19 protein-coding genes are annotated in these 22,795 nt (G+C 71.6%); 9 read left to right on the forward strand and 10 right to left on the reverse strand.

Translation table 11 applies throughout. The annotated features are described in order from the left end of the window. Position 1: 1 nt before the first annotated feature. Positions 2-955, reverse strand: coding sequence for an MBL fold metallo-hydrolase (locus ACGF0D_RS29145; RefSeq protein ID WP_392868632.1), 954 nt, complete (start codon positions 953-955; stop codon positions 2-4). A gap of 136 nt (positions 956-1,091) precedes the next feature. Continuing rightward, a complete protein-coding gene (locus ACGF0D_RS29150) occupies positions 1,092-1,859 on the reverse strand; it encodes a polyprenol monophosphomannose synthase (RefSeq protein WP_392921240.1) in 768 nt (255 codons plus the stop codon). A 340-nt stretch (positions 1,860-2,199) separates the two neighbouring features. On the opposite strand from ACGF0D_RS29150, the gene manA reads away from it, so the two are divergent. After that, a complete protein-coding gene (gene manA, locus ACGF0D_RS29155) occupies positions 2,200-3,405 on the forward strand; it encodes a mannose-6-phosphate isomerase, class I (RefSeq protein WP_392921242.1) in 1,206 nt (401 codons plus the stop codon). 41 nt (positions 3,406-3,446) lie between these two features. Here manA and dnaB read toward each other — a convergent pair whose 3' ends face one another. Further along, the gene (gene dnaB / locus ACGF0D_RS29160; protein WP_392868783.1) at positions 3,447-4,931 is read right to left on the reverse strand and encodes a replicative DNA helicase; all 1,485 of its coding nucleotides are present in this window, start codon (positions 4,929-4,931) and stop codon (positions 3,447-3,449) included. 579 nt (positions 4,932-5,510) lie between these two features. Between dnaB and ACGF0D_RS29165 the strand changes: the two genes are divergently transcribed. Further along, positions 5,511-6,851, forward strand: coding sequence for an MATE family efflux transporter (locus ACGF0D_RS29165; protein ID WP_392921245.1), 1,341 nt, complete (start codon positions 5,511-5,513; stop codon positions 6,849-6,851). A 75-nt stretch (positions 6,852-6,926) separates the two neighbouring features. Here ACGF0D_RS29165 and rplI read toward each other — a convergent pair whose 3' ends face one another. The 4 genes from rplI to rpsF all read right to left on the reverse strand — a co-directional run bounded on the left by rplI (position 6,927) and on the right by rpsF (position 8,702). Beyond that, positions 6,927-7,376, reverse strand: coding sequence for a 50S ribosomal protein L9 (rplI, locus tag ACGF0D_RS29170; RefSeq protein ID WP_392868639.1), 450 nt, complete (start codon positions 7,374-7,376; stop codon positions 6,927-6,929). Positions 7,377-7,393: 17 nt separating this feature from the next. Then, the gene (gene rpsR / locus ACGF0D_RS29175; protein WP_030059640.1) at positions 7,394-7,630 is read right to left on the reverse strand and encodes a 30S ribosomal protein S18; all 237 of its coding nucleotides are present in this window, start codon (positions 7,628-7,630) and stop codon (positions 7,394-7,396) included. A gap of 79 nt (positions 7,631-7,709) precedes the next feature. Further along, the gene (locus tag ACGF0D_RS29180) at positions 7,710-8,315 is read right to left on the reverse strand and encodes a single-stranded DNA-binding protein (protein WP_392868641.1); all 606 of its coding nucleotides are present in this window, start codon (positions 8,313-8,315) and stop codon (positions 7,710-7,712) included. A gap of 96 nt (positions 8,316-8,411) precedes the next feature. Continuing rightward, a complete protein-coding gene (gene rpsF, locus ACGF0D_RS29185; protein ID WP_188298654.1) occupies positions 8,412-8,702 on the reverse strand; it encodes a 30S ribosomal protein S6 in 291 nt (96 codons plus the stop codon). 319 nt (positions 8,703-9,021) lie between these two features. Here rpsF and ACGF0D_RS29190 point away from each other — a divergent pair, with 319 nt between their 5' ends. From ACGF0D_RS29190 to ACGF0D_RS29200, 3 genes are all read left to right on the forward strand, one after another. Continuing rightward, positions 9,022-9,321 (forward strand): hypothetical protein, encoded by a 300-nt coding sequence (locus ACGF0D_RS29190; protein WP_392868643.1) that lies wholly within the window; start codon positions 9,022-9,024, stop codon positions 9,319-9,321. A 261-nt stretch (positions 9,322-9,582) separates the two neighbouring features. After that, complete coding sequence (locus ACGF0D_RS29195) at positions 9,583-10,701, forward strand: lipid II:glycine glycyltransferase FemX (protein WP_392868645.1); 1,119 nt, start codon at positions 9,583-9,585, stop codon at positions 10,699-10,701. A 13-nt stretch (positions 10,702-10,714) separates the two neighbouring features. Further along, the gene (locus tag ACGF0D_RS29200; RefSeq protein WP_392921248.1) at positions 10,715-11,749 is read left to right on the forward strand and encodes an alanine racemase; all 1,035 of its coding nucleotides are present in this window, start codon (positions 10,715-10,717) and stop codon (positions 11,747-11,749) included. A gap of 37 nt (positions 11,750-11,786) precedes the next feature. Here the strand turns inward: ACGF0D_RS29200 and ACGF0D_RS29205 are convergent, their stop codons facing one another. Together ACGF0D_RS29205 and ACGF0D_RS29210 are read right to left on the reverse strand one after the other, a co-directional pair. Then, positions 11,787-13,364 (reverse strand): glycosyltransferase family 87 protein, encoded by a 1,578-nt coding sequence (locus tag ACGF0D_RS29205; RefSeq protein ID WP_392868648.1) that lies wholly within the window; start codon positions 13,362-13,364, stop codon positions 11,787-11,789. 437 nt (positions 13,365-13,801) lie between these two features. Then, entirely contained in the window at positions 13,802-16,270 is a 2,469-nt protein-coding gene (locus ACGF0D_RS29210; protein ID WP_392921251.1) for a transglycosylase domain-containing protein, read from the reverse strand. A gap of 518 nt (positions 16,271-16,788) precedes the next feature. Between ACGF0D_RS29210 and ACGF0D_RS29215 the strand changes: the two genes are divergently transcribed. The 4 genes from ACGF0D_RS29215 (at position 16,789) to ACGF0D_RS29230 (ending at position 20,949) form a co-directional block, all read left to right on the forward strand. Continuing rightward, complete coding sequence (locus ACGF0D_RS29215) at positions 16,789-17,475, forward strand: PadR family transcriptional regulator (RefSeq protein WP_392868651.1); 687 nt, start codon at positions 16,789-16,791, stop codon at positions 17,473-17,475. Positions 17,476-17,601: 126 nt separating this feature from the next. Beyond that, positions 17,602-18,684 (forward strand): inositol-3-phosphate synthase, encoded by a 1,083-nt coding sequence (locus ACGF0D_RS29220; protein WP_392868653.1) that lies wholly within the window; start codon positions 17,602-17,604, stop codon positions 18,682-18,684. Between the two features lie 161 nt (positions 18,685-18,845). Then, entirely contained in the window at positions 18,846-20,168 is a 1,323-nt protein-coding gene (locus ACGF0D_RS29225) for an MFS transporter (RefSeq protein ID WP_392921254.1), read from the forward strand. A gap of 109 nt (positions 20,169-20,277) precedes the next feature. Continuing rightward, on the forward strand, positions 20,278-20,949 hold the full coding sequence (locus ACGF0D_RS29230) for a hypothetical protein (protein WP_392921257.1): 672 nt from the start codon (positions 20,278-20,280) through the stop codon (positions 20,947-20,949). An 83-nt stretch (positions 20,950-21,032) separates the two neighbouring features. Here ACGF0D_RS29230 and ACGF0D_RS29235 read toward each other — a convergent pair whose 3' ends face one another. Next, the gene (locus tag ACGF0D_RS29235; protein WP_392868784.1) at positions 21,033-22,457 is read right to left on the reverse strand and encodes a CCA tRNA nucleotidyltransferase; all 1,425 of its coding nucleotides are present in this window, start codon (positions 22,455-22,457) and stop codon (positions 21,033-21,035) included. Positions 22,458-22,795: the final 338 nt, after the last annotated feature.

Consider the following 22,795-nt stretch of genomic DNA (forward strand, 5'->3'; position numbering starts at 1 on the left):
CCTACCGCCCCGCGGCGTCCCGGCCCTCCTCGCCCTCCGGGCCCTCCTCGGGCTCGGCGACGAGTTCGGCCTCGACGGTGTCCTCGGCCGTGCGCGCGGTGTTGGCCCGCGCGCCCAGCTCCAGGAAGGACGGCAGGGTCAGCTCCCCGTAGCGCTCGTTCATCGCCGTGACCAGCGCCTCCGGGTCGTCCGGGTGCGCGGCCAGCAGCCGGTCGAAGTCCTGGAGGTACTCGCCGGTGAAGGCGAGCACCCGGGCGGCGTCGTCGCCCTGGTCCGGGGCCCGGTGGCCGGCGATCACCCGCTCCGCGCCGAGGTCGGCGATCCGGCCGAGGTTGTGCCCCCAGGTGGTGCGCTGGGCCGGGGTGGTGTCGGCGGTCCAGACGTGGGTGCCGTTGTGGACGAAGTCCCCGGCGATCACGGTGCGGATGCTCGGCACGTGGACGACCGTGGAGTCCCCGCAGTCGGCCTGGCCGAGCAGCAGCACCGGGATCACCTGGCGGTCCAGCATCAGCGGCTGCGGCAGCAGCGGGGCGGGGATCAGCGGGTGGTCCGGGACGTCGTCGCCGTACACCGGCTTCCACTGCGCGACCTTCGCGGCGACGGTCCGCCGGATGCCCTCGACCACGGCCGGGGCGGCCAGCAGCTGCGCCTCGGGGAAGAGCCGCAGCACCTCCTCGGCGCCGAAGTAGTGGTCCGGGTGCTGGTGGGTGACCACGACGGCGAGCAGCCGTCTGCCCTTGCCGGCGACCCACTCCGCCAGCTCGCGACCGGCGCTGCGGGTGAGCTGGGCGTCCACCAGGATCGCCGTCCGCTCGCCGAGGATCAGCGTGGAGGTGGCGAAGAAGGCCGACTCGGGACCGGTGAAGACGGCGACCTCCAGCGGCCGGACCGGCTGCCCGGACTCCGGCGGCTCGGCACCCGCGCCGGCGCTCTCCTCGGGCGGGGACGTCGTCACGGGCTGCTCCCTCTGGTCGGCGGTCGGATTTCCTGCGCCCTACAGCATGGGAGCACGGGCGGCCGAATGCGCGGAAGGCGCGCCCGGCGGGGCGCGCCTTCCGGTGCACGTCACACCGTGCGTGGGAGTTCGGTCGTCAGCGCGTGGCGGCGGCGCCGCGCAGTCGCGCCAGCCGGTCGGTGACGCCCCAGGTGGTCACCCGCCACAGCGCCTCGACCACGATGCTGCGGCTCATCTTGGACGCCCCGAGTTCGCGCTCGACGAAGGTGATCGGCACCTCGGCGACCTTGAAGCCGGCCTTCACCGTGCGCCAGGCCAGGTCGACCTGGAAGCAGTACCCGGCCGAGGCGACCTCGTCCATGCCCAGGCCCAGCAGGGTCTCCTTGCGGAACGCCCGGTAGCCGCCGGTGACGTCCCGGATCGGCACGCCCAGCATCAGCCGCGAGTAGGTCGAGCCGCCGCGCGAGAGCAGCAGCCGCGACTTCGGCCAGTTGACCACCCGGCCGCCCGGCACCCAGCGCGAGCCCAGCACCAGGTCGGCGCCGCGCAGCGCGGCCAGCAGCCGGTCCAGTTCCTCGGGCTGGTGCGAGCCGTCCGCGTCCATCTCGACCAGGACGTCGTAGCCGTTGTCGATGCCCCAGCGGAAGCCCGCGAGGTAGGCGGCGCCCAGGCCCTCCTTGCCCTTGCGGTGCATGACGTGGACGTGCTCGTCCTCGACCGCCAGCTTGTCCGCCAGCTCGCCGGTGCCGTCGGGGCTGTTGTCGTCGGCGACCAGCACGTGCGCCTCGGGCACGGCGGCACGGACCCGGCCGACGATCCGCTCGACGTTCTCCGCCTCGTTGTAGGTCGGGATGATCACCAGGACCTTGCCGAGATCAGCAAAACTCTGCTGGTTCACGGTCACGTACAAACCTCTCGGCCGATGGCGGGGGTGTCCGGGACACCGGCGCCCGCACTCTGGAACGCGGCTCCGCCGGCACCACCCGGCCGGGGTGGACCTCGGTGGCGAATCGCACGCAGGGCGGAGGCTACTGCGTCCTGGCATCCTACTACCGCGCCGGGAACCGCCGGTCCGACCGCGGCACTCCCACCGGACGCCCGCCGTTTCCCTGTGGGTGACACCGGTCGGCTAGGGTCGTTTCCCTTGCCCGTGCCCGGACAGCCCGCTCCACCGGGCCCGCCCCGGCGATCCGGACTCGGGACGTCCGGGGCCGCCCAGACAGCGAAGGAGTAGGACCGCGCGCATGGACAGGCTCGTCAACACCGTCCGCCCGTACGCCTGGGGGTCGCTCACCGCCCTGCCCGAGCTGCTCGGGCAGCGGCCGACCGGTGAGCCGCAGGCCGAGCTGTGGATGGGCGCCCACCCCGGTGCCCCGTCGCACGCCGACCGCGGCGAGGGTCCGCGCCGACTGGACGAGCTGATCGCGGCCGACCCCGAGGGCGAGCTGGGCGCGGCGAGCGTGGCCAGGTTCGGCCCGGCCCTGCCGTTCCTCTTCAAGGTGCTGGCCGCGGGCATCCCGCTGTCCATCCAGGCCCACCCCACGCTCGACCAGGCCCGGGCCGGCTTCGCCGCCGAGAACGCCCTCGGCATCCCCCAGGACGCCCCCGAGCGCAACTACCGGGACGCCAACCACAAGCCCGAAATGGTCTGCGCCCTGGGCGAGTTCGAGGGCCTGTGCGGCTTCCGCCGGCCCGCCGACGCGGCCCGGCTGCTGGCCGGACTCGCGGTGCCCGGGCTCGCCCCGGTGATCGATCGGCTGGCCGCCGGTGGGGGCACCTCCCAGCCGAAGGCCGGGGGAGAGTCCGAGGCGCTGCGCGGCGCCCTGACCGCCGCCCTCGCGCTGGACGGGGAGACCGTCCGGCAAACCGTCGAGGTGCTGGCGGCGACCGACCCCGACGGGGAGTACGCCCCGTACGCCCGGATCGCCGAGGACTTCCCGGACGACCGCGGCGTGATCGCCGGCATGCTGCTCAACCACGTCCGGCTGCGGGCCGGCCAGGCGCTCTACCTGGGCGCCGGGGTGCCGCACGCCTACCTGTCCGGCGTCTGCGTCGAGCTCCAGGCCAACTCCGACAACGTGCTGCGGGCCGGCCTCACCCCGAAGCACATCGACGTGCCGGAGCTGCTGGAGGTCATGGTCTTCGCGGCCGGCGCCCCCGAGCTGCTGGAACCGGCCCCGGTCGAGGGCACCCCGGGCGAGGAGCTCTACCCCGTCCCGATCGACGAGTTCCGGCTGTCCCGCTTCGTGCTGGACGGCGCCGCGCGCGAGATCGACGGCCGCACCCCGCAGATCCTGCTCTGCACCGAGGGCGGCGCCCGTCTGACCGCCGCCGACGGCACCGTGCTGGACCTGGCCCGCGGCCAGTCCGCCTTCCTCCCCGCCACCGGCGCCCCGACCCGGCTCTCCGGCTCCGGCAGCACGCTCTTCCGCGCCACCGTCACCGTCTGACTCCCCCGGCCCCGCTCCCGACGCCGGGGCCGGGGCCGGGCTCAGTCCCGGGTCATGTCGACGAAGCGCGAGTAGTGGCCCTGGAAGGCCACCGTGATGGTCGCGGTCGGACCGTTACGGTGCTTGGCGACGATCAGGTCGGCCTCGCCCGCGCGCGGCGACTCCTTCTCGTAGGCGTCCTCGCGGTGCAGCAGGATGACCATGTCGGCGTCCTGCTCGATCGAGCCGGACTCGCGGAGGTCCGAGACCATCGGCCGCTTGTCGGTGCGCTGCTCGGGGCCACGGTTCAGCTGGGAGAGCGCGATGACCGGGACTTCCAGCTCCTTGGCCAGCAGCTTGAGGTTTCGGGACATGTCCGAGACCTCCTGCTGACGGTTCTCGGCCCGCCGGGAGCCGCCGGACTGCATCAGCTGGAGGTAGTCGATGACGATCAGCTTGATGTCGTTGCGCTGCTTCAGCCGGCGGCACTTGGCGCGGATCTCCATCATCGACAGGTTCGGCGAGTCGTCGATGAACAGCGGCGCCTCGCTGACGTCCGGCATCCGGCGGGCGACCCGGGTCCAGTCGTCGTCCGTCATGTTCCCGGAGCGCATGTGGTGCAGCGCCACCCGGGCCTCGGCGGAGAGCAGGCGCATGGCGATCTCGTTGCGGCCCATTTCGAGCGAGAAGATCACGCTCGGCAGCTTGTGGTGGATCGAACAGGCCCGCGCGAAGTCCAGCGCGAGCGTGGACTTGCCCATCGCGGGGCGGGCCGCGATGACGATCATCTGGCCCGGGTGCAGCCCGTTGGTGAGCTGGTCGAAGTCGGCGAAGCCGGTCGGCACGCCGGACATCTGGCCCTGCCGGGAGCCGATCGCCTCGATCTCGTCGAGGGCGCCCTCCATGATGTCGGCGAGCGGCGCGTAGTCCTCGTTGGTGCGCTGCTCGGTGACGGCGTAGATCTCCGCCTGCGCGGCGTTGACGATCTCGTCCACGTCACCCTCGGCCGCGTAGCCCATGCCGGCGATCCGGGTGCCCGCCTCGACCAGTCGGCGCAGCACCGCGCGCTCGTGCACGATCTGGGCGTAGTACTCGGCGTTGGCCGCCGTCGGGACGGAGTTGACCAGGGTGTGCAGGTACGCGGCGCCGCCGACCCGCTGGAGCTCGCCGCGCTTGGTCAGCTCGCCGGCCACGGTGATCGGGTCGGCCGGCTCGCCGCGGGCGTAGAGGTCGAGGATCGCGCCGTGGACCATCTCGTGCGCGGGCCGGTAGTAGTCGGCCGGCTTGAGCACCTCGACCACGTCGGCGATGGCGTCCTTGGAGAGCAGCATGCCGCCGAGGACGGACTTCTCGGCGTCCAGGTCCTGCGGCGGGACGCGCTCGAAGCCGTCCACCCCGCCCGCGCCGTCGCCCTCGTCCCGGCGCTGCCAGCCGCCCTCGGGGCGGCCGCCCTTGCCACCCTTCTGGAAGCCGCCCTTGCCGCCCTTCTGGAAGCCGTCGCGGCCACCGCCCTGACGGCCCTCGCCGCGGTTGTGGGAGACCGGCAGCCGGTCGCCGGGGCCGTCCGGGAAGGGGGCGTCGTCGTAGGCGCCGACCGGGAAGGGATCCTCGGCGGTCTGCCAGTCGTCCTCCGGCGGCGGGGCGTCGTGGTCGTCGTACTGGGGTCCGGTCACGCGTGTTCCCCGATCAGCGAGTGGTGCGAAGTTGGAGCGGGCTTGCCGGTGGCTGGGTGGAGCGGATCCGACCCTCTTTGTACGCCACGGCTCCGACAAATCGGACGCCGGGGGGCGGCGGGAGTGTCGGGCGGAGGGCCCACGCTAAGGCGCCGGACGCCCTTGCGCCAAGGCGGTTATCCACAGGGGGTGTGGATGAACGGCCCCGTCCTGTGGAGAACTGCCGCAAAGCTGTGGACACCCCTGTGGACGTCCCTGTGGATAACCGGACGATCGATCCACCGTCAACCTGTTGACCTGGGATTACCTCATCCCGGGCCTGTGTATGAGAAATTCTTCACACACCTCCGAACGGCTGTGGGCACAGAGCGTGCGAACCGCGTCGCTCAGGATTTCGAGTAATAGGCATCTGGCACTTACATCCATTACCTGTGGATGAGTAGCCTGGTGCCCATGACCGCCTCGCCCCCGACCCCGGCCCCCTCGCGCCGCCGGCACGACCGGGAGATCCTCGCCCTGGCCGTCCCGGCCTTCGGCGCGCTCGTCGCCGAACCGCTCTTCCTGATGGCCGACTCGGCGATCGTCGGCCACCTCGGCACCCCCCAGCTGGCCGGGGTGGGCGTCGCCTCCGCCGCGCTCTCCACCGCGACCGGCGTGTTCGTCTTCCTCGCCTACGCCACCACCGCGGCGGTCGCCCGCCGGATCGGCGCCGGGGACCGCCGGGGCGCCGTGCAGCAGGGCGTCGACGGCATCTGGCTGGCGCTGGGCCTGGCCGTCCCGGTGGTCCTCCTCACCCTGCTGCTGGCCTCCTGGGCGGCCGACGCGCTGGGCGCCTCGGCGACCGCCGCGCCGCACGCGGTGACGTACCTGCGGATCAGCTCCCTGGGCATCCCCGCGATGCTCATGGTGCTCGCCGCCACCGGGGTGCTGCGCGGCCTCCAGGACACCCGCACACCGCTGGTGGTGGCGGTCGCGGGCTTCGCCGCCAACATCGGTCTGAACGCCGGCCTGGTGTACGGCGCCGGGCTCGGGGTGGCCGGCTCGGCCTGGGGCACCGTGATCGCCCAGACCGGGATGGCCGCCGCCTACCTGGTCGTGGTGGTCCGCGGCGCCCGCCGGGAGGGGGCCTCGCTGCGGCCGGACCCGGCGGGCATCCGGGCCGGTGCCAGGGCCGGCGGCCCGCTGCTGGTCCGGACGATCAGCCTGCGCGCGGTGCTGATGACCGCCACCGCGGTGGCCGCCCGGCTCGGCGACGACCAGGTGGCCGCCCACCAGATCACCATGGCGCTGTTCAACTTCCTGGCCTTCGCGCTGGACGCCATCGCGATCGCCGGCCAGGCCATCATCGGCCGCTACCTGGGCGCCTCGGACGCCCCCGGCGCCCGGGCCGCCACCCGGCGGATGGTCGAGTGGGGCATCGTCTCCGGGCTGGTCCTCGGCCTGCTGGTGGTGCTCGCCCGCCCGCTGTACGTCCCGCTGTTCACGCCCGACCCGGTCGTCCGGGCCCAGTTGGACACCGCCCTGCTGCTGCTCGCGCTCACCCAACCGGTGGCCGGCCTGGTCTTCGTGCTGGACGGCGTGCTGATGGGGGCCGGCGACGGCCCCTACCTGGCCTGGGCCGGGCTCGCCACCCTGGCGGTGTTCGTCCCGGTGGCCCTGGCGGTGCCGGCCACCGGCACCGGACTGGCCGGGCTCTGGTGGGCGATGAACCTGTTCATGCTGCTGCGGGCCGGCTTCCTGGTCTGGCGCGCCCGCGGCGGCAAGTGGCTGGTCACCGGAGCGGTCCGCGGCTGAGGACGGGGCCCCGCCGGAAAAGACCGAGGGCCGGACTCCCGGAGGAGTCCGGCCCTCAGGCCTTCGCTACGGAACTCAGGCAGCAGCCACGACGGCGACGTCGAGGTTGGCCACGACGTCCGAGTGCAGCTTGACCGAGACCTTGTGGGAGCCCACGGTCTTGATCGGCGAGGCGATCGCGACGGCGCGCTTGTCCACCGCCGGGCCGCCGGCGGCCTTGATGGCCTCGACGACGTCGGCCTGGGTCACCGAGCCGAACAGACGGCCGGCGTCGCCCGAGCGGACGGCCAGCTTGACCTGGACGCCCTCGAGCTGACCCTTGACCTCGTTGGCGGCCTCGAGGGTCTGGATCGCGTGGATCTTCCGGGCGCGACGGATGGCGTCGACGTCCTTCTGACCACCCTTGGTCCAGCGGATGGCGTAGCCACGCGGGACCAGGTAGTTGCGGGCGTAGCCGTCCTTGACCTCGACGACCTCGCCGGCGGAGCCGAGACCCGGCACCTCGTGCGTGAGGATGATCTTCATTACTCGGTCACCCTCTCTTAGCGCGCGGTGCTGGTGTAGGGCAGCAGCGCCATCTCACGGCTGTTCTTCACGGCCGTGGCGACGTCGCGCTGGTGCTGGGTGCAGTTGCCGGTTACCCGACGGGCACGGATCTTGCCGCGGTCGGAGATGTACTTCCGCAGCAGGTTCGTGTCCTTGTAGTCAACGTAGTTGACCTTGTCCTTGCAGAAGACGCAAACCTTCTTCTTCGGCTTGCGAGCAGGCGGCTTCGCCATTGTGTGCTCCATTTGGGGTTCACGGTCCGGCGGGCGTCCGGGGACGCCGGCTGCCGGGCCGCACGAAATCTGTCAGCTCTTAGAACGGGGGCTCTTCCGAGTAGCCGCTGCCACCGGACGGGGCACCCCAGCCGCCGCCCTGGTTTCCACCGGACGGGGCACTGGAGGCCCAGGGGTCGTCGGAGGGGCCGGACTGGCCGCCGCCGGAGTTTCCACCCCAGCTGCCGCCGCCCTGCTGGCCGCCACCGCCGCCGCCCCAGTTGCCACCGCCCTGGCCGCCACCCTGCTGGCCGCCGAAGCCGCCACCGGGGCCGCCGGACCGGTTGGCCCGGGTGACCTTGGCGGTCGCCGAGCGCAGGCTCGGGCCGACCTCGTCGACCTCGACCTCGAAGACCGTCCGCTTCTCGCCTTCCTTGGTCTCGTAAGACCGCTGGCGCAGTCGGCCCTGCACGATGACGCGCATGCCGCGCTGCAGCGACTCGGCCACGTTCTCCGCCGGCTGCCGCCAGACGTTGCACGTGAGGAAGAGGCTCTCGCCGTCCTTCCACTCGTTCGTCTGACGGTCGAAGGTGCGGGGGGTGGACGCGATGCGGAACTTCGCGACCGCCGCACCCGACGGGGTGAAGCGCAGCTCGGGGTCGTCGACGAGATTGCCGACGAGGGTGATGACGGTCTCGCCTGCCATGGTGGTGATGACCTCTCGGGAAGATGTCCGTTCACCGCTGTTTCACGTGAAACAGCGGACGCGAGCTACCCGAGACCCGAAGGCCTCAGAGGTGGCTCAGTGGGTGTCCGGGCGCAGGACCTTGGTCCGCAGAACCGACTCGCTCAGGCCCAGCTGGCGGTCGAGCTCCTTGACGACCTCAGGCGTGGCCTTGAGGTCGATGACCGAGTAGATGCCCTCGGACTGCTTGTTGATCTCGTAAGCCAGACGGCGGCGACCCCAGGTGTCGACCTTCTCCACCTTGCCGCCGGCGTTGCGGACGACAGCGAGGAAGCTCTCGATCAGGGGGGAGACAGCGCGCTCCTCGACCGAGGGGTCGAGGATGACCATCAGCTCGTAGTGACGCATGAGTAACCCACCTCCTTTGGACTCAGCGGCCACGGTCTCTCCGTGGCAGGAGGGTTGTGCGTAGCGTCGGCACCGGAGCAGTGACGACTCCGACCCACCGTAACGGCAGGGTCGGACAGTCGGCCCCGCCCCACCCGGAACGGGTGTCACCCGGAAGAGGGTGCAAAGGGGGCACAACTACACCAGTGCAGACGGCACAGCCTACCCGCACCCGGACGGCCGAACAAAACGCATAGGGGTTGTGAGAGCGACCCAAGCACCGCAATCTGGACGGAACGGGATCCCTGCCCGTTCGTCTCCACGCCAGGAGGTGGGACCCATGGCCCAGTCCGTCCACCGCATGCCCGCCCTCACGCTGAACACCGACGGCCACCCGCACCCCCGCGAGAACGCCCTGGTGGGCATCACCGCCCTGCTGGGCGTGATCGCCTTCACCACCTCGTTCTTCCACAACCTGCACCTGCTGACCTCGTGGACCGGCCTGTTCGGCATCATCACGGGCCTGTGGGGCATGTTCGTCTCGGTCACCACCGCCGAGCGCTTCGTCCTGATGATCACACTCGGCGCCGCCGCCATCGGCTTCTACCTCGGCATCGCCCGCGGCGGCCTCTGGGGCTGACCCGCCCCCGGACCGCCCCCGCGCCGCCGCCCCCGCGCCGCCGCCCCAGCCCGAACCCCGTCCGCCCCGTCGCCCCACTGGGACCGAGCCCACAGGGCCCGCCCGGAACCCTCGCCGCCCCCGTCGCGTATCTGCAAGAGGAGACAGGTACCCGACGGGGGCGGCGCCGTGCCCGCAGCGGCGGGCGCCCGAGCCCCGGACGATAAGGTCAGCCCAGAACCTGGGGCCACCGCAGCCCGACCGACGAGGAGCACCGAGCACATGAGCCTGCGCCTGAGGACGATCACCCGCGAGGAGCACCTCGCCTTCATCAGGAGCCGCGCCTCGGCCAGCCACATGCAGGTGCCGTCGTGGGGCGACGTGAAGGCCGAGTGGCGGTCCGAGTCGATCGGCTGGTTCGACGACGCCGACCAGCTCGTCGGCGCCGGCCTGGTCCTCTACCGCCAGCTGCCCAAGCTCAAGCGCTACCTCGCCTACCTGCCCGAGGGCCCGGTCATCGACTGGTTCGACCGCGACCTCGACCGCTGGCTCTCCCCGATGCTGGCGCACCTCAAGTCGCAGGGCGCGTTCTCGGTGAAGATGGGCCCGCCGGTGGTCATCCGCCGCTGGAACGCCCCCACCATCAAGGAGGCCATCGCCGCCAAGCAGGCCAAGCGGCTGCGCGACGTCGAGGCCGACTGGTACGAGGCCCGCGCCTTCGAGGTGGCCGACCGGCTGCGCAAGGCCGGCTGGCTCCAGGGCGAGGACGGCGGCGCCGGCTTCGGTGACGTCCAGCCCCGCTACGTCTTCCAGGTGCCGCTGGCCAACCGCTCGCTGGACGACATCCACAAGAACTTCAACCAGCTCTGGCGCCGCAACATCAAGAAGGCCGAGAAGAGCGGCGTCGAGGTGATCCAGGGCGGCTACGACGACCTGCCGATCTTCCACCAGCTCTACCTGGTCACCGCCGAGCGCGACAAGTTCACCCCCCGCCCGCTGGCCTACTTCCAGCGGATGTGGAAGGCCCTCGTGGCCGAGGACCCGAACCGCATGCGGCTCTACATCGCCTACCACGAGGGCGAGCCGCTGGCCGCCACCACGATGCTGGTGGTCGGCGAGCACGTCTGGTACTCCTACGGCGCCTCGGCCAACCACAAGCGCGAGGTCAAGCCGTCCAACGCCATCCAGTGGCGGATGATGCGCGACTCCTACGCCCTGGGCGGCGGGGTGTACGACCTGCGCGGCATCAGTGACACCCTGGACGAGAACGACCACCTGTTCGGCCTGATCCAGTTCAAGGTCGGCACCGGCGGCCAGGCTGCCGAGTACCTCGGCGAATGGGACTTCCCGCTCAACAAGCTGCTGCACAAGGCCCTCGACCTCTACATGTCCCGCCGCTGAGGAGGCTGCCCCGATGACGCTGTCGCTCTACCTCGAGACCGAACGCTGGCGCACCCACCAGCGTTCCGTCCTCGCCGAGTTCCCCGGCCTGGTGCCGGTCGCCAAGGGGAACGGCTACGGCCTGGGCAACCACCGGCTGGCCGAGGAGGCGACGCTGCTGGGCACCGGGGTGCTCGCCGTCGGTACCGCGTACGAGGCGGCCGACGCCGCCGAGTGGTACGGCGGCGAGCTGCTGGTGCTCACCCCGTACCGGGTCGGCGAGGAGGTGCTCCCGCTGCCGCACGCCCGGGTGATCCGGACGGTGGCCTCGGTGGACGCCCTCCGCACGCTGCACGGCGCCCGGGTGGTGGTGGAGTGCATGACCACCATGCGCCGGCACGGCGTGAGCGCGGCCGACCTGAGCACCGTCGCCGCCGAGCTGGAGGGCGTCAGCTTCGAGGGTCTGGCGCTGCACCTGCCGATGGACCGGCCGGACGGCTCCAGCCCGCTCGAGGAGGTCGCGTACTGGGTGGACACCGCCCAGGCGGCCGGCATCCCGGTGCACACCGTGTTCGTCAGCCACCTCGGCGCCGCGGGCATGGACCAGCTCGCCCAGCGCTACCCGCAGACGGTCTTCCGGGCCCGCATCGGCACCCGGCTCTGGCTGGGCGACCACGCCGCGCTGGAGGTCCGGGCCACCGTCCTGGACGTCACCCCGCTGCAGAAGGGCGACCGCTACGGCTACCGCCAGCACCCGGCGCCCGCCGACGGCCACATCCTGGTGGTCGCCGGCGGCACCGCGCACGGCATCGGCCTGGAGGCGCCCAAGTACGTGGCGAGCATGGGGGCCCGGGCCAAGGGCATCGCCCGGGCCGGCCTGGCGACGGTCAACAAGACCAAGTCGCCGTTCCACTGGGCCGGCAAGCAGCTGTGGTTCGCCGAGCCGCCGCACATGCAGGTCTCGCTGCTGTTCCTGGACGGGGACACCAAGCCCCCGGCGATCGGCGAGGAGCTCGGCCTCCAGGTCCGCCACACCACCACGCACTTCGACCGCGTGGTGGACCGCTGAGCACCGCTGTCGGCGCTCGGCTCGCTCGCGACAGCGCCTAGGCCTTCTCGGCCGGCTCCGGCGGTTCGGGCTCGTCGAGCCACTGCTCGGGGCCGGCCGGCGCGTACGCGGCGTAGCTCTCCTCCTCGCGCAGCCGGCGGGCGGTGCCCAGCACGGCCACGTCCGGAGCCTGGTCCAGCACCCCGCCGGAGGGATCGTCGCTGCCGTCCCAGCGGACCGGGTCGCGGTCCGGGTGGAGGATGTCGCGGACCACCAGGGCGACCAGGTAGAGCGTGCCCAGCAGGTGCAGCCCGATCGCGAAGTGGTACCAGCCCTCGCTGATCCCGTGCTGCTTGGAGCCGGTGACCAGGCCCAGGTGGGACCAGATGCCCAGGGTGTAGAGCACCTCGCAGGCCTGCCAGATCAGGAAGTCCCGCCAGCGCGGCCGGGCCAGCACTGCGAGCGGCAGCAGCCAGAGCGCGTACTGCGGCGAGTACACCTTGTTGACCAGCACGAACAGCGCGACGACCAGGAAGGCCAGCTGGGCGAGGCGCGGCCGGCGCGGGGCCGAGAAGCCGAGCCACGCTATGGCCAGGCAGCCCAGCACCATCAGCACGCCGATGTAGACGTCGAGGTCGGCCAGCCCGGAGCCGCGGCGCTGCATCAGGATCAGCCAGAACGAGCCGTAGTCCTCGCCGCGGTGCTTGCTGAACACGTAGAAGGTCGACCAGCCCCGCCAGTTGGCCAGCATGATCGGCAGGTTGACCACCAGCCAGGAGCCGACCGCGCCGCCCAGCATCACCCGGAACTCGCGCCACTTGCCGGCCCGCCAGCAGAGCACCAGCAGCGGGCCGATCAGCAGCAGCGGGTAGAGCTTGGCCGCGGTGGCCAGGCCGATGAAGACGCCGGCCCAGCCCGGCCGGGCGCCGGCCCACCAGGCCATCGCCACGGCGGCCAGGGCGACCGCGAGCAGGTCCCAGTTGACGGTGCCGTTGAGCAGCAGGACGGGGGCGAGCGCGAACAGCAGCGCGTCCCACGGACGGCGCCGGTGGGTGCGCGAGAGCGCCACCACGGCGACCACCGCGCAGGCCATCAGCAGCCCGGCGTTGATCGCCCAGAACCACTGCTCCTGGCTCTGCTGGTCCCCGCCGCCGGGCGTCAGCCAGGCCGCGACCTGCATGAACAGGCCGGTCAGCACCGGGTACTCCAGGTACTGGAGGTCCCCCGAGGAGCCCGGGATGCGGTCCACGTACGGGTGCAGCCCGGCCGCGAAGCCGCGTCCGGAGAACAGGTGCGGGATGTCGCTGTAGCAGGCGTGGATGTACTGCGGCGAGCCCGGCTGGAACCAGGCCTGCTCGTAGCAGGGCAGCTTCTGCACCATGCCGAGCACCGAGACCACGATCACCGCGAGCGCCAGGAAGCGCGCCGGGATCCACCAGGAGACGCCGAGCAGCGCCCGGCGGCCGGGGGGCCCGCCGAACACCTCGCTGCCGGCCGCCGCCACCGGGTCCTCGTCGGCCGGGACGACGACGGTGTTGGCCGCCGGCGCGGCCGTGGCGACGGCAGCCGGGAGGGGCCCTGCGGCGGCGCCGGACCCGACCGGGCCGGCGGTTTCGTCACGATCGCTCGACGTCATGCCGGACATCCTGCCGCACCGATCCCGCCGGGACGAGGAGGCCCCCGCAACGGTCCGCGCCCCGGTACGGCGGGCGGGCGTGCCAATCGTGACGAATCCGGCAGCGGTCCCGTCGGCGGCGGCCCCCGACGGAAAGGCGGCTGACGACGGCGGCCCCGACGGAAAGGCGACGGCCCCCGACGGAAAACGGCGGTGGGGGGGCGCCCGGGGGGGGGGCCCCCCCCCCCCCCGGGGGGGCCGCGCCCCCGGGGGGGGGCCGCGGGGGGCGCCGCGGGGGGCCCCCCGCCGGGGGGGGGCGGGGGGGGGGCGCCCCCCGGCGGGATGGGGGGCGCCCGGGGCGCCCCCCCCGGCCGCGGCGCCCCCCCCCCCCCCCCCCCGGGGGGGGGGCCCGGCGGGGCCCCCCCCCCCCCCCCGTTCCGGGTTCCGCCCGGCCCGGGCTACTGCCCGGCCGGGCCGCCCTGGAGGCCACCGGTGTTGCTCGGCGTCGGCTTGCCGCCGCCTCCGCCGTTGTGGCCGCCGCCGTTGCCACCGCCCGGCGTGGTGCTGTCCGTCGGCGCCGGCGGCGTCGGGCAGCCGACCACCGGCAGGCAGGTGTTGCTCGGGTGCGGGTCCTTGGTCGGCTTGGTGCTCGGCTGGTCACCGGGGCAGTCCACGCCGGGCACGCAGGTCTGGGTGGGCTGCGGCTGTACCGGCGGCGCCGGTGCCTGGGTCTGCGCCGGGGCCGACGGGGTGTCGGTCGCGCTCGGGGTCATCGTCGGGCTGTTCGTGGACGGCGCGCCGGAGGAGTCCACCTCGGTGCCGACCGGCTGCGGCGTCGGGAAGTCCATCTTCTTCTCGTTGGCCAGCGCGGCCCTCATGTACCGGGTGAAGACGTCGGTCGGGATGTCACCACCGTGGATGGACTCCTTGCCGCCGGTGCCGTTCAGCGACTGCCGCTCGTGCTTGGCCGGGTCCTCGCGCCACATGGCGACGCTGGTCACCAGCTGCGGGGTGTAGCCGACCCACCAGGCCGACTTGTTCTGGTCGGTGGTACCGGTCTTGCCGGCCACCGGGCGGCCCAGGTCCTTCGTCTTCTTGCCGGTGCCGTTCACGGCCACGTTCACCAGCACGTCGGTGACGTTGTCGGCGACGGCCGGCTCCAGCGCGACCTTGGGGTCCTTCTTGCCGAATCCCGGGCGCTCCACGCCGCTCACCTCGACCTTGGTGACCGAGTACGGCTCGGACTCCTTGCCGCTGGCCGCCAGGGTGCCGTACGCGGTGGCCATCCGGATCGGGCTGATGGTGGAGGTGCCGAGCGGGAAGGTCGCCGTCTTCGGGTCGGCGAGGCTCTCCTTCTTGATGCCCATCTGTACCGCGATGTCGGCCACGTTCTGGCCGCCGACGTCCTGGTTGAGCTGGACGAAGGGCACGTTGTACGAGAACTGCATGGCCTGCCGCAGCGAGACGTAGCCGCGCTTGCCGGCGTCCTCGTTCTTCTGCCGGTACGGCTTGCCGTCGTCGCCGATCACCAGCGAGCCGTCCGGCTTGCGGATCTCGGACATGTCGTCGGCCAGGTAGCGGCTGTCGGCGTTGATCCGCTTCGGCTTGCCCTTGTCGTCCTTCGCGGTGAGCACGCCGGTCTGCATCGCGGTGGCCAGCACGAAGGGCTTGAAGGTCGAGCCGACCTGGACGCCGGTGGCGTCGGCGTTGTTGTCGAAGTGGCCGTTCTCCACGCCGTCGCCGCCGTAGAGGGCGACGATCGCGCCGTCGCCGGGGCGGATGCTGGCGGAGCCGAACTGGATGTTGGTGTCGTTGTCCGGCCGCTTCTGCGGGTTGAGGTTCTCCGCCTTGACCTGGTCGACGGCCGTCTTCAGGGCGTCGACCTTGTCCTTCTCGAAGGTGGTGTAGATCTTCAGGCCGCCCCGGTCGATCATCTGCTGGGTGATCGTCTTGTCGGTGGCCATCACGTACTTGTTGGCGGTGTCGACCAGGTAGCTGATCTCACCGTTCATGTTGGAGCTGGGCTTCTGCGGGATCGGGTCCGGGAACACGTTGCACTTGGCGCGCTCGTCCGGGGTGATGGCCTTGGTGTCCACCATCTGGTCCAGGATCCAGTTCCACCGGCCCTGGGCGCGTTCCTTGTTGTTCGGGTTGGTGGGGTCGTAGTACGTCGCGCCCTTGAGCAGGCCGGCCAGCATGGCGCTCTGGCAGACGTTGAGGTCCTTGGCGTTGACCCCGTAGTACGCCTCGGCGGCAGCCTGGGCACCGTTCGCACCGCGGCCGAACCAGCTGGTGTTCAGGTAGCCCTTGAGGATCTCGTTCTTGTCCTTGTCCTGGTTGATCTTCAGCGTGATGAAGAACTCCCGCACCTTGCGGGTGAGGGTCTGCTCCTGGCTCAGGTAGGCGTTCTTCACGTACTGCTGGGTGATCGTCGAGGCGCCCTGGGTCTCGCCGCCCTTCGCCATGTTGTACACGGCGCGGAGCATGCCCTTGGGGTCGATGCCGCTGTCGGTCCGGAAGCTCTTGTTCTCCGCGGCGATGACGGCGTTCTGGAGGTTCGGGCTGATGTCGTTGAGCTCGACGATCTGACGGTTGGTCTGGCCCTTGCGGGTCATCTCCGTGTTGTCGGCCCAGTAGTAGATGGTGTTCTGGTTGTTCACCAGGGCGTTCAGCTCGGGGACCTGGGTGGTCTGGTACAGGTAGAACACCAGGCCCACGAAGCAGCCGAAGACCAGCAGGAAGCCGCTCAGCCACTGCTTCCAGGACGGCAGCCAGCGCCGGACGCCGGTCTTGCCGAACCGCGGGTAGTCGATGAAGCGCTTCTTGCCGGGGCCGGCGGCCGCGGCCGCGGAGGCCGCGGCGGGACCGCGCTTGTCACCCCCCTTGCCCTTCTTCTGGGCAGCCTTGCGCATCTCCGCACGGGTCATCCGGGGCTGCTGTGCGGTCTCCCTGACCCCCGAGGGGCGTCGCCGGCCGACACCGTCCGAGCGCAGCTCGTCGGGCCCCTGGCCATCGCCCCGACGGCCGCCGCCTCCCGGGGGCTGCTGCCCGTCACCGCCCGGGTTGGGCGTCCTTCGCCGTCGCTCGCTCATCTTCCAGCTACTCCTCGCCAGGCGTTTCCAGCCTGAAGGCAGGGTTCACGTCCGATGCCCGCAAACCGCCCTGATCCCGGAGGTGGTCCTCGTGCACACGCGACAGCGTACGCAGCACTGAATTACAACTAATCGGACATCAGTTGCCAATGGGCACAAAACAACGACAGATCATTACACGCCCGTTGCCAACCCCACCCGCGCGTCGGCTTGTGATCACATTCACGCGTGCCCCTCTTGCCCCCGTCGGGGGCCGGGTTTACTGTTCTCGATATATCGAGCCGATACATCGAAGCGGAATACCGCCGAATGCGACGGCCGGACGGACGTCGAGCGGGAGGAGGAGGACGGCAATGGGCAGGCGCTCAGGAGTGCTGGAGTTCGCCGTCCTCGGACTGCTCCATGACGCCCCGATGCACGGCTACGAGCTGCGCAAGCGGCTGAACATCCTGCTCGGGACGTTCCGCGCGCTCTCCTACGGGACGCTCTACCCCTGCCTGAAGAACCTGGTCGCCCAGGGCTTCCTGGTCGAGGACAACCCGGACGTCGAGTACGTCCCGGCCACCGCGCTCAACGGCAAGCGGTCCAAGATCGTCTACCGGCTCTCCGCCGAGGGCAAGCAGCGCTTCGAGGAGCTGCTCGCCGACTCCGGCCCGGACGCCTGGGAGGACGAGCACTTCGGCGTGCACTTCGCCTTCTTCGGCCAGACCGACCGGGCCGTGCGGATGCGCGTCCTGGAGGGCCGCCGCAGCCGGCTGGAGGAGCGGCTGGAGCGGATGCGCAGCTCGCTGGCCCGCGCCCGCGAGCGGTTCGACGACTACACCGTCGAACTCCAGCGGCACGGACTGGAGTCGGTGGAGCGTGAGGTCCGCTGGCTCAACGAGCTGATCGAGACCGAGCGGTCCAACCGCACCGGCCGGCCCGGCCCCGATGCCGCCGGCCCCCACAAGACTTCGGACGGCCGTGGCCAGGAGGGCGGGTCCCAGGACCCGTCCGGTCCACCGTACGACCGCCCGGGGCGCTCCGCCCAGGAGCGCTGACACCGCGCCAGCCCTGTGCCGCGCGGCAGGATCGGGCGCCTCGCGCCCGTACATGCAGTCATCGAAGAAGCAGGACGAGTTCCGCCGACGCCGGCGGGCCTCATGAGATCACAGGGAGCAACCGGAATGGGTTCGGTTCGCGTAGCCATCGTGGGCGTGGGCAACTGCGCCGCGTCGCTGGTGCAGGGTGTCGAGTACTACAAGGACGCCGACCCGGCCGGCAAGGTCCCCGGGCTGATGCACGTCCAGTTCGGCGACTACCACGTCGGTGACGTGGAGTTCGTCGCCGCCTTCGACGTCGACGCCAAGAAGGTCGGCTTCGACCTGGCCGACGCCATCGGCAACAGCGAGAACAACACCATCAAGATCTGCGACGTGCCGCCGACCGGCGTGACCGTCCAGCGCGGCCACACCCTCGACGGCCTGGGCAAGTACTACCTGGAGACCATCGAGGAGTCGGACGAGGCGCCGGTCGACGTCGTCCAGGTCCTCAAGGACCGCCAGGTCGACGTCCTGGTCTGCTACCTGCCCGTCGGTTCCGAGGCCGCGGCCAAGTTCTACGCCCAGTGCGCCATCGACGCCAAGGTCGCCTTCGTGAACGCCCTGCCGGTGTTCATCGCGGGCACCAAGGAGTGGGCGGACAAGTTCACCGAGGCCGGCGTGCCGATCGTCGGTGACGACATCAAGTCCCAGGTCGGCGCGACCATCACGCACCGCGTGATGGCCAAGCTGTTCGAGGACCGCGGTGTCATCCTCGAGCGCACCATGCAGCTGAACGTCGGCGGCAACATGGACTTCAAGAACATGCTCGAGCGCGAGCGCCTGGAGTCCAAGAAGATCTCCAAGACCCAGGCCGTCACCTCGCAGATCCGCGACCGCGAGCTGGGCGCCAAGAACGTCCACATCGGTCCCTCGGACTACGTGGCCTGGCTGGACGACCGCAAGTGGGCGTACGTCCGCCTCGAGGGCAAGGCCTTCGGCGACGTCCCGCTGAACCTGGAGTACAAGCTGGAGGTCTGGGACTCCCCGAACTCCGCCGGTGTCATCATCGACGCCGTCCGCGCCGCGAAGATCGCCAAGGACCGCGGCATCGGCGGCCCGATCCTCTCGGCCTCCTCGTACTTCATGAAGTCCCCGCCGGTGCAGTACTTCGACGACGAGGCCAAGGAGAACGTCGAGAAGTTCATCCGCGGCGAGGTCGAGCGCTGAGCGCTCGAGCACTGAGGGGCGGTCCGACGTCTGAGGTTTGAGATCTGAGCTGCCCCGTAGCTCGCAGGAAGGGCCCACGGTCTGCCGACCGTGGGCCCTTCACGTTCTCGCAGCCAATGTTTCACGTGAAACGGCGACCGGTTCCGTGGCACCCTGGGCAGGTGGCGATCACCGAGAACGGCAGCACCCACCGGTCCGCGCACCGGGCCACGCTCCTCGACCTGTTGAAGGGCCGCGACTTCCGGCGGCTGCTGACCGCCCGGGTGCTCTCCCAGCTCTCGGACGGCGTCTTCCAGGTCTCGCTCGCCGCGTACGTGGTCTTCTCCCCCGAGAAGCAGTCCTCCCCCACCGACATCGCCTCGGTGCTGGCCGTGATGCTGCTGCCGTTCTCGGTGATCGGCCCGTTCGCCGGCGTGCTGCTGGACCGCCGGCGCCGCCGCCAGGTGCTCTACTTCGGCAACCTGGCCCGCTTCGGGCTGGGCCTGGGCACCGGCGCGCTGCTGCTGGCCGAGGCGCCGACCTGGCTGTTCTTCGCCTCGGCCCTGCTGGTCACCGCGCTCAACCGGTTCATCCTGGCCGGCCTGTCCGCCGCCCTGCCCCGGGTGGTGGAGCAGGACCAGCTGGTCACCGCCAACGCCCTCTCCCCCACCCTCGGGACGGTCGCGGCCGCCTCGGGCGGGGGCATCGGCTTCCTGCTGCACCAGCTGATGGCCCCCGGGCCGAAGGCCGACGCCGCACTGGTCTCGGTGGCCGCGCTGCTCTACCTGTCGGCCGCGCTGGCCGCCCGGCGGATGGACCGCGACCTGCTCGGACCGGACCGGCACGAGGACCGCCCCGGGCTCGGCCAGGCACTGGTCCGGGCCGCCGTCGAACTCGGCGCCGCGGTGCGCCACCTGGTCCGGGACTGCCGGCCCGCCGTGCACGCGCTGGCCGCCGTCACCGCGGCCCGGTTCTGCTACGGCGTGCTGATCGTGGTCGTGGTGATGCTCGCCCGCTACACCTTCAACGACCCGACCGACAGCGCGGCCGGGCTGGTCACCCTCGGCCAGGCGGTCGGGCTGTCCGCCGCCGGGTTCTTCCTCGCCGCTCTGGTCAGCCCCTGGTGCACCCGTCGGCTGGGCCTGGCCGGGTGGATGACGGCCTGTCTGGTCGCCCCGGTGGTCTTCGTCCCGGCGCTGGGCCTGAGCTTCGCGCTGGTGCCCTGCCTGATCGCCGCCCTGCTGCTCGGGGTGGTCACCCAGGGCACCAAGATCTGCGCCGACACGGTGGTGCAGGAGTCGGTCGAGGACGAGTACCGCGGCCGGGTCTTCGCCATCTACGACGTGCTGTTCAACGTCGCCTTCGTGGCCGCCGCCCTGGTCACGGCGCTGGTGCTGCCGCTGTCCGGCCGCTCGGTCGGGGTGGTGATCGGGGTCGCCGGGGTATACGCACTGACGGCGGTGCTCTACCTTCGCTCCGCCCGCCGGCACCCGCTCCCCCACTGACCAGGTCTCCTGCGGAGCCCTCGGGGGTTCGCGGCCGAAGGCGCCCCACCGACTCGCTAAGGTATCGGACCTGTCGGATCGACAGAACTCTGTCTCGGGGGACGAACTGATGAGCACACCACCCAATCCGTACGGACCGGCCCCGGTGGGACCGCCCGCGGCACCGCCGTACGGGGCACCCGTTCCCCCGCCGGCCGCGCCGTACGGACCGCCGCCGGCCTACGGGCAGCCCACGCCGCCGGCCCCGCCCGGCTACGGCCCGCCGCCGGCCTACGGACAGCCGCCGCACGGCCAACAGCCCTACGGGCAGCAGCCGTACGGGCAGCCGGGCCCCAATCCGTACACACAGCAGCCGGGCCCCAACCCGTACGGCCCCCCGCAGCCCGCCCCCGCGATGCCGCCCACGGCGCCCGCACCGGCCGCCAAGCGCGGCATCCGCTCCAAGCTGCGGATCGTCGGGCTGGTCGGCGGCGGCGTCGCACTGGCGGTGGGCTACTTCGTGGCCGGGCCGAGCGTCAGCAGCGCCAAGCCCGGCGACTGCGTGCGGGCGAGCGGCTCGCGCGACGTCGAGATCGTCAAGTGCACTGACAGCAAAGCGAATTACCGCGTCCTGGCGAAGTTCGAAGGCACCACGGACGTGACCCGCTGCAAGCAGACGCCGCAGACCACGAGCGCGGTCTCGGGCAAGAGCGGCCGCCGCTGGAACAAGAAGCGGTACGTGCTCTGCCTCGGCCCACTGGCGCCCGCCACCACCGGTGTCCCGCCGGTGAAGAAGTCCTGAAGCGACTCGAACGGCCCCGCACGGACGAGGGGTGGCCCCGGCGTTCGGCCGGTGCCACCCCTTTGTCGTGTCGGGCTCCTGGCTCAGCCCTGCTGCTCGGCCCACCAGGCCCGCAGCGCCGAGACCGCCTCCTCGTGCTCCATCGGGCCGTGCTCCAGCCGGAGTTCGAGCATGTGCTTGTACGCCTTGCCGATCTGCGGGCCGGGCGCCAGGCCGAGCAGCTCCATGATCTGGTTGCCGTCCAGCGCCGGGCGGATGGCGTCCAGTTCCTCCCGCGCCTTCAGCTCGTCGATCCGGGTCTCCAGACCGTCGTAGGTGCGGGAGAGCACGGCGGCCTTCTTCTTGTTGCGGGTGGTGCAGTCGGAGCGGGTCAGCTTGTGCAGGCGCTCCAGCAGCGGCCCGGCGTCGGTGACGTAGCGGCGCACCGCGGAGTCGGTCCACTCGCCGCCGCCGTAGCCGTGGAAGCGCAGGTGCAGCTCGACCAGGCGCGAGACGTCCTCGGTCAGCTCCTTGGAGTACTTGAGCTCGCGCATCCGCTTGCGGGTCATCTTGGCGCCGACCACCTCGTGGTGGTGGAAGGAGACCCGGCCGTCCAGCTCGAAGCGGCGGGTGCGCGGCTTGCCGATGTCGTGCAGCAGCGAGGCCAGCCGCAGGGTGAGGTCCGGACCGTCCTGCTCCAGGTCGATGGCCTGCTCCAGGACGGTCAGCGAGTGCTCGTAGACGTCCTTGTGCCGGTGGTGCTCGTCGCGCTCCAGCCGCAGCGCGGGCAGTTCGGGCAGCACGTACCCGGCCAGGCCGGTGTCGACCAGCAGCCGCAGGCCCTTCACCGGGTGCTTGGCCAGCAGCAGCTTGTTCAGCTCGGCCTGGATCCGCTCGGCGGAGACGATGGTGAGCCGCTCGGCCATCGCGGTCATCGCGGCGACCACCTCGGGCGCCGGGTCGAAGTCCAGCTGGGCCGCGAAGCGGGCGGCCCGCATCATCCGCAGCGGGTCGTCGGAGAAGGACTCCTCGGGGGTGGCGGGGGTGCGCAGCACCCGGGCCTCGAGGTCCTCCAGGCCGTGGTGCGGGTCGACGAAGCCGCGGCCGGGCAGGTCGACGGCCATCGCGTTGACCGTGAAGTCCCGGCGGACCAGGTCCTCCTCGATGGTGTCGCCGTAGCTGACCTCGGGCTTGCGCGAGGTGCGGTCGTACGCCTCGGAGCGGTAGGTGGTGATCTCGATCAGGAAGGATCCCTCGGGGGTGTCCTTGCGGGCGCCGACCGTGCCGAAGGCGATGCCGACGTCCCAGACCGCGTCCGCCCAGCCCTTGACCAGCTTGAGCACCTGCTGCGGGCGGGCGTCGGTGGTGAAGTCCAGGTCGTTGCCGAGCCGACCGAGCAGCGCGTCCCGGACGGAGCCGCCGACCAGCGCCAGCCGGTGACCGGCCGCCTGGAACCGGCGGGCGATCTCGTCGGCGACCGGCGACACCCGCAGCAGCTCTTGGAGGCCGAGGGTCTGGGCCTCGCTCAGGCCTGGTACGACCTGGACGGCGGTGCTGGAACGGTCGGTGCGCGCGGTGGGCTCATTGGCAGTGGACACGGCTCACAAGGGTACGTGGCCGGACAGGTCAACCGCCCGCGCGTTCTGGGCGTCTCACCCCACAGCCCGCAACACTGCACCACGGGCTGCATCGTTACCATGCCGGTGGACGAGTCTCGGGCACCGGACAGGGGATGCGGTGTCGCGCGCCGCGACCACCGCGGAACCTACCCGCGGCAACGGTGCGGCGACGGCGTGGGGCGAAGGGTTCCAGACGTCGGGCGAAGAGTTCCAAGAGGGTCAGGCGAAGACCGTCGGGCGGACCGCGC

Origin of the sequence: Kitasatospora sp. NPDC048298 (assembly GCF_043201465.1) — a bacterium.
In the GTDB taxonomy this organism is placed as follows: domain Bacteria; phylum Actinomycetota; class Actinomycetes; order Streptomycetales; family Streptomycetaceae; genus Kitasatospora.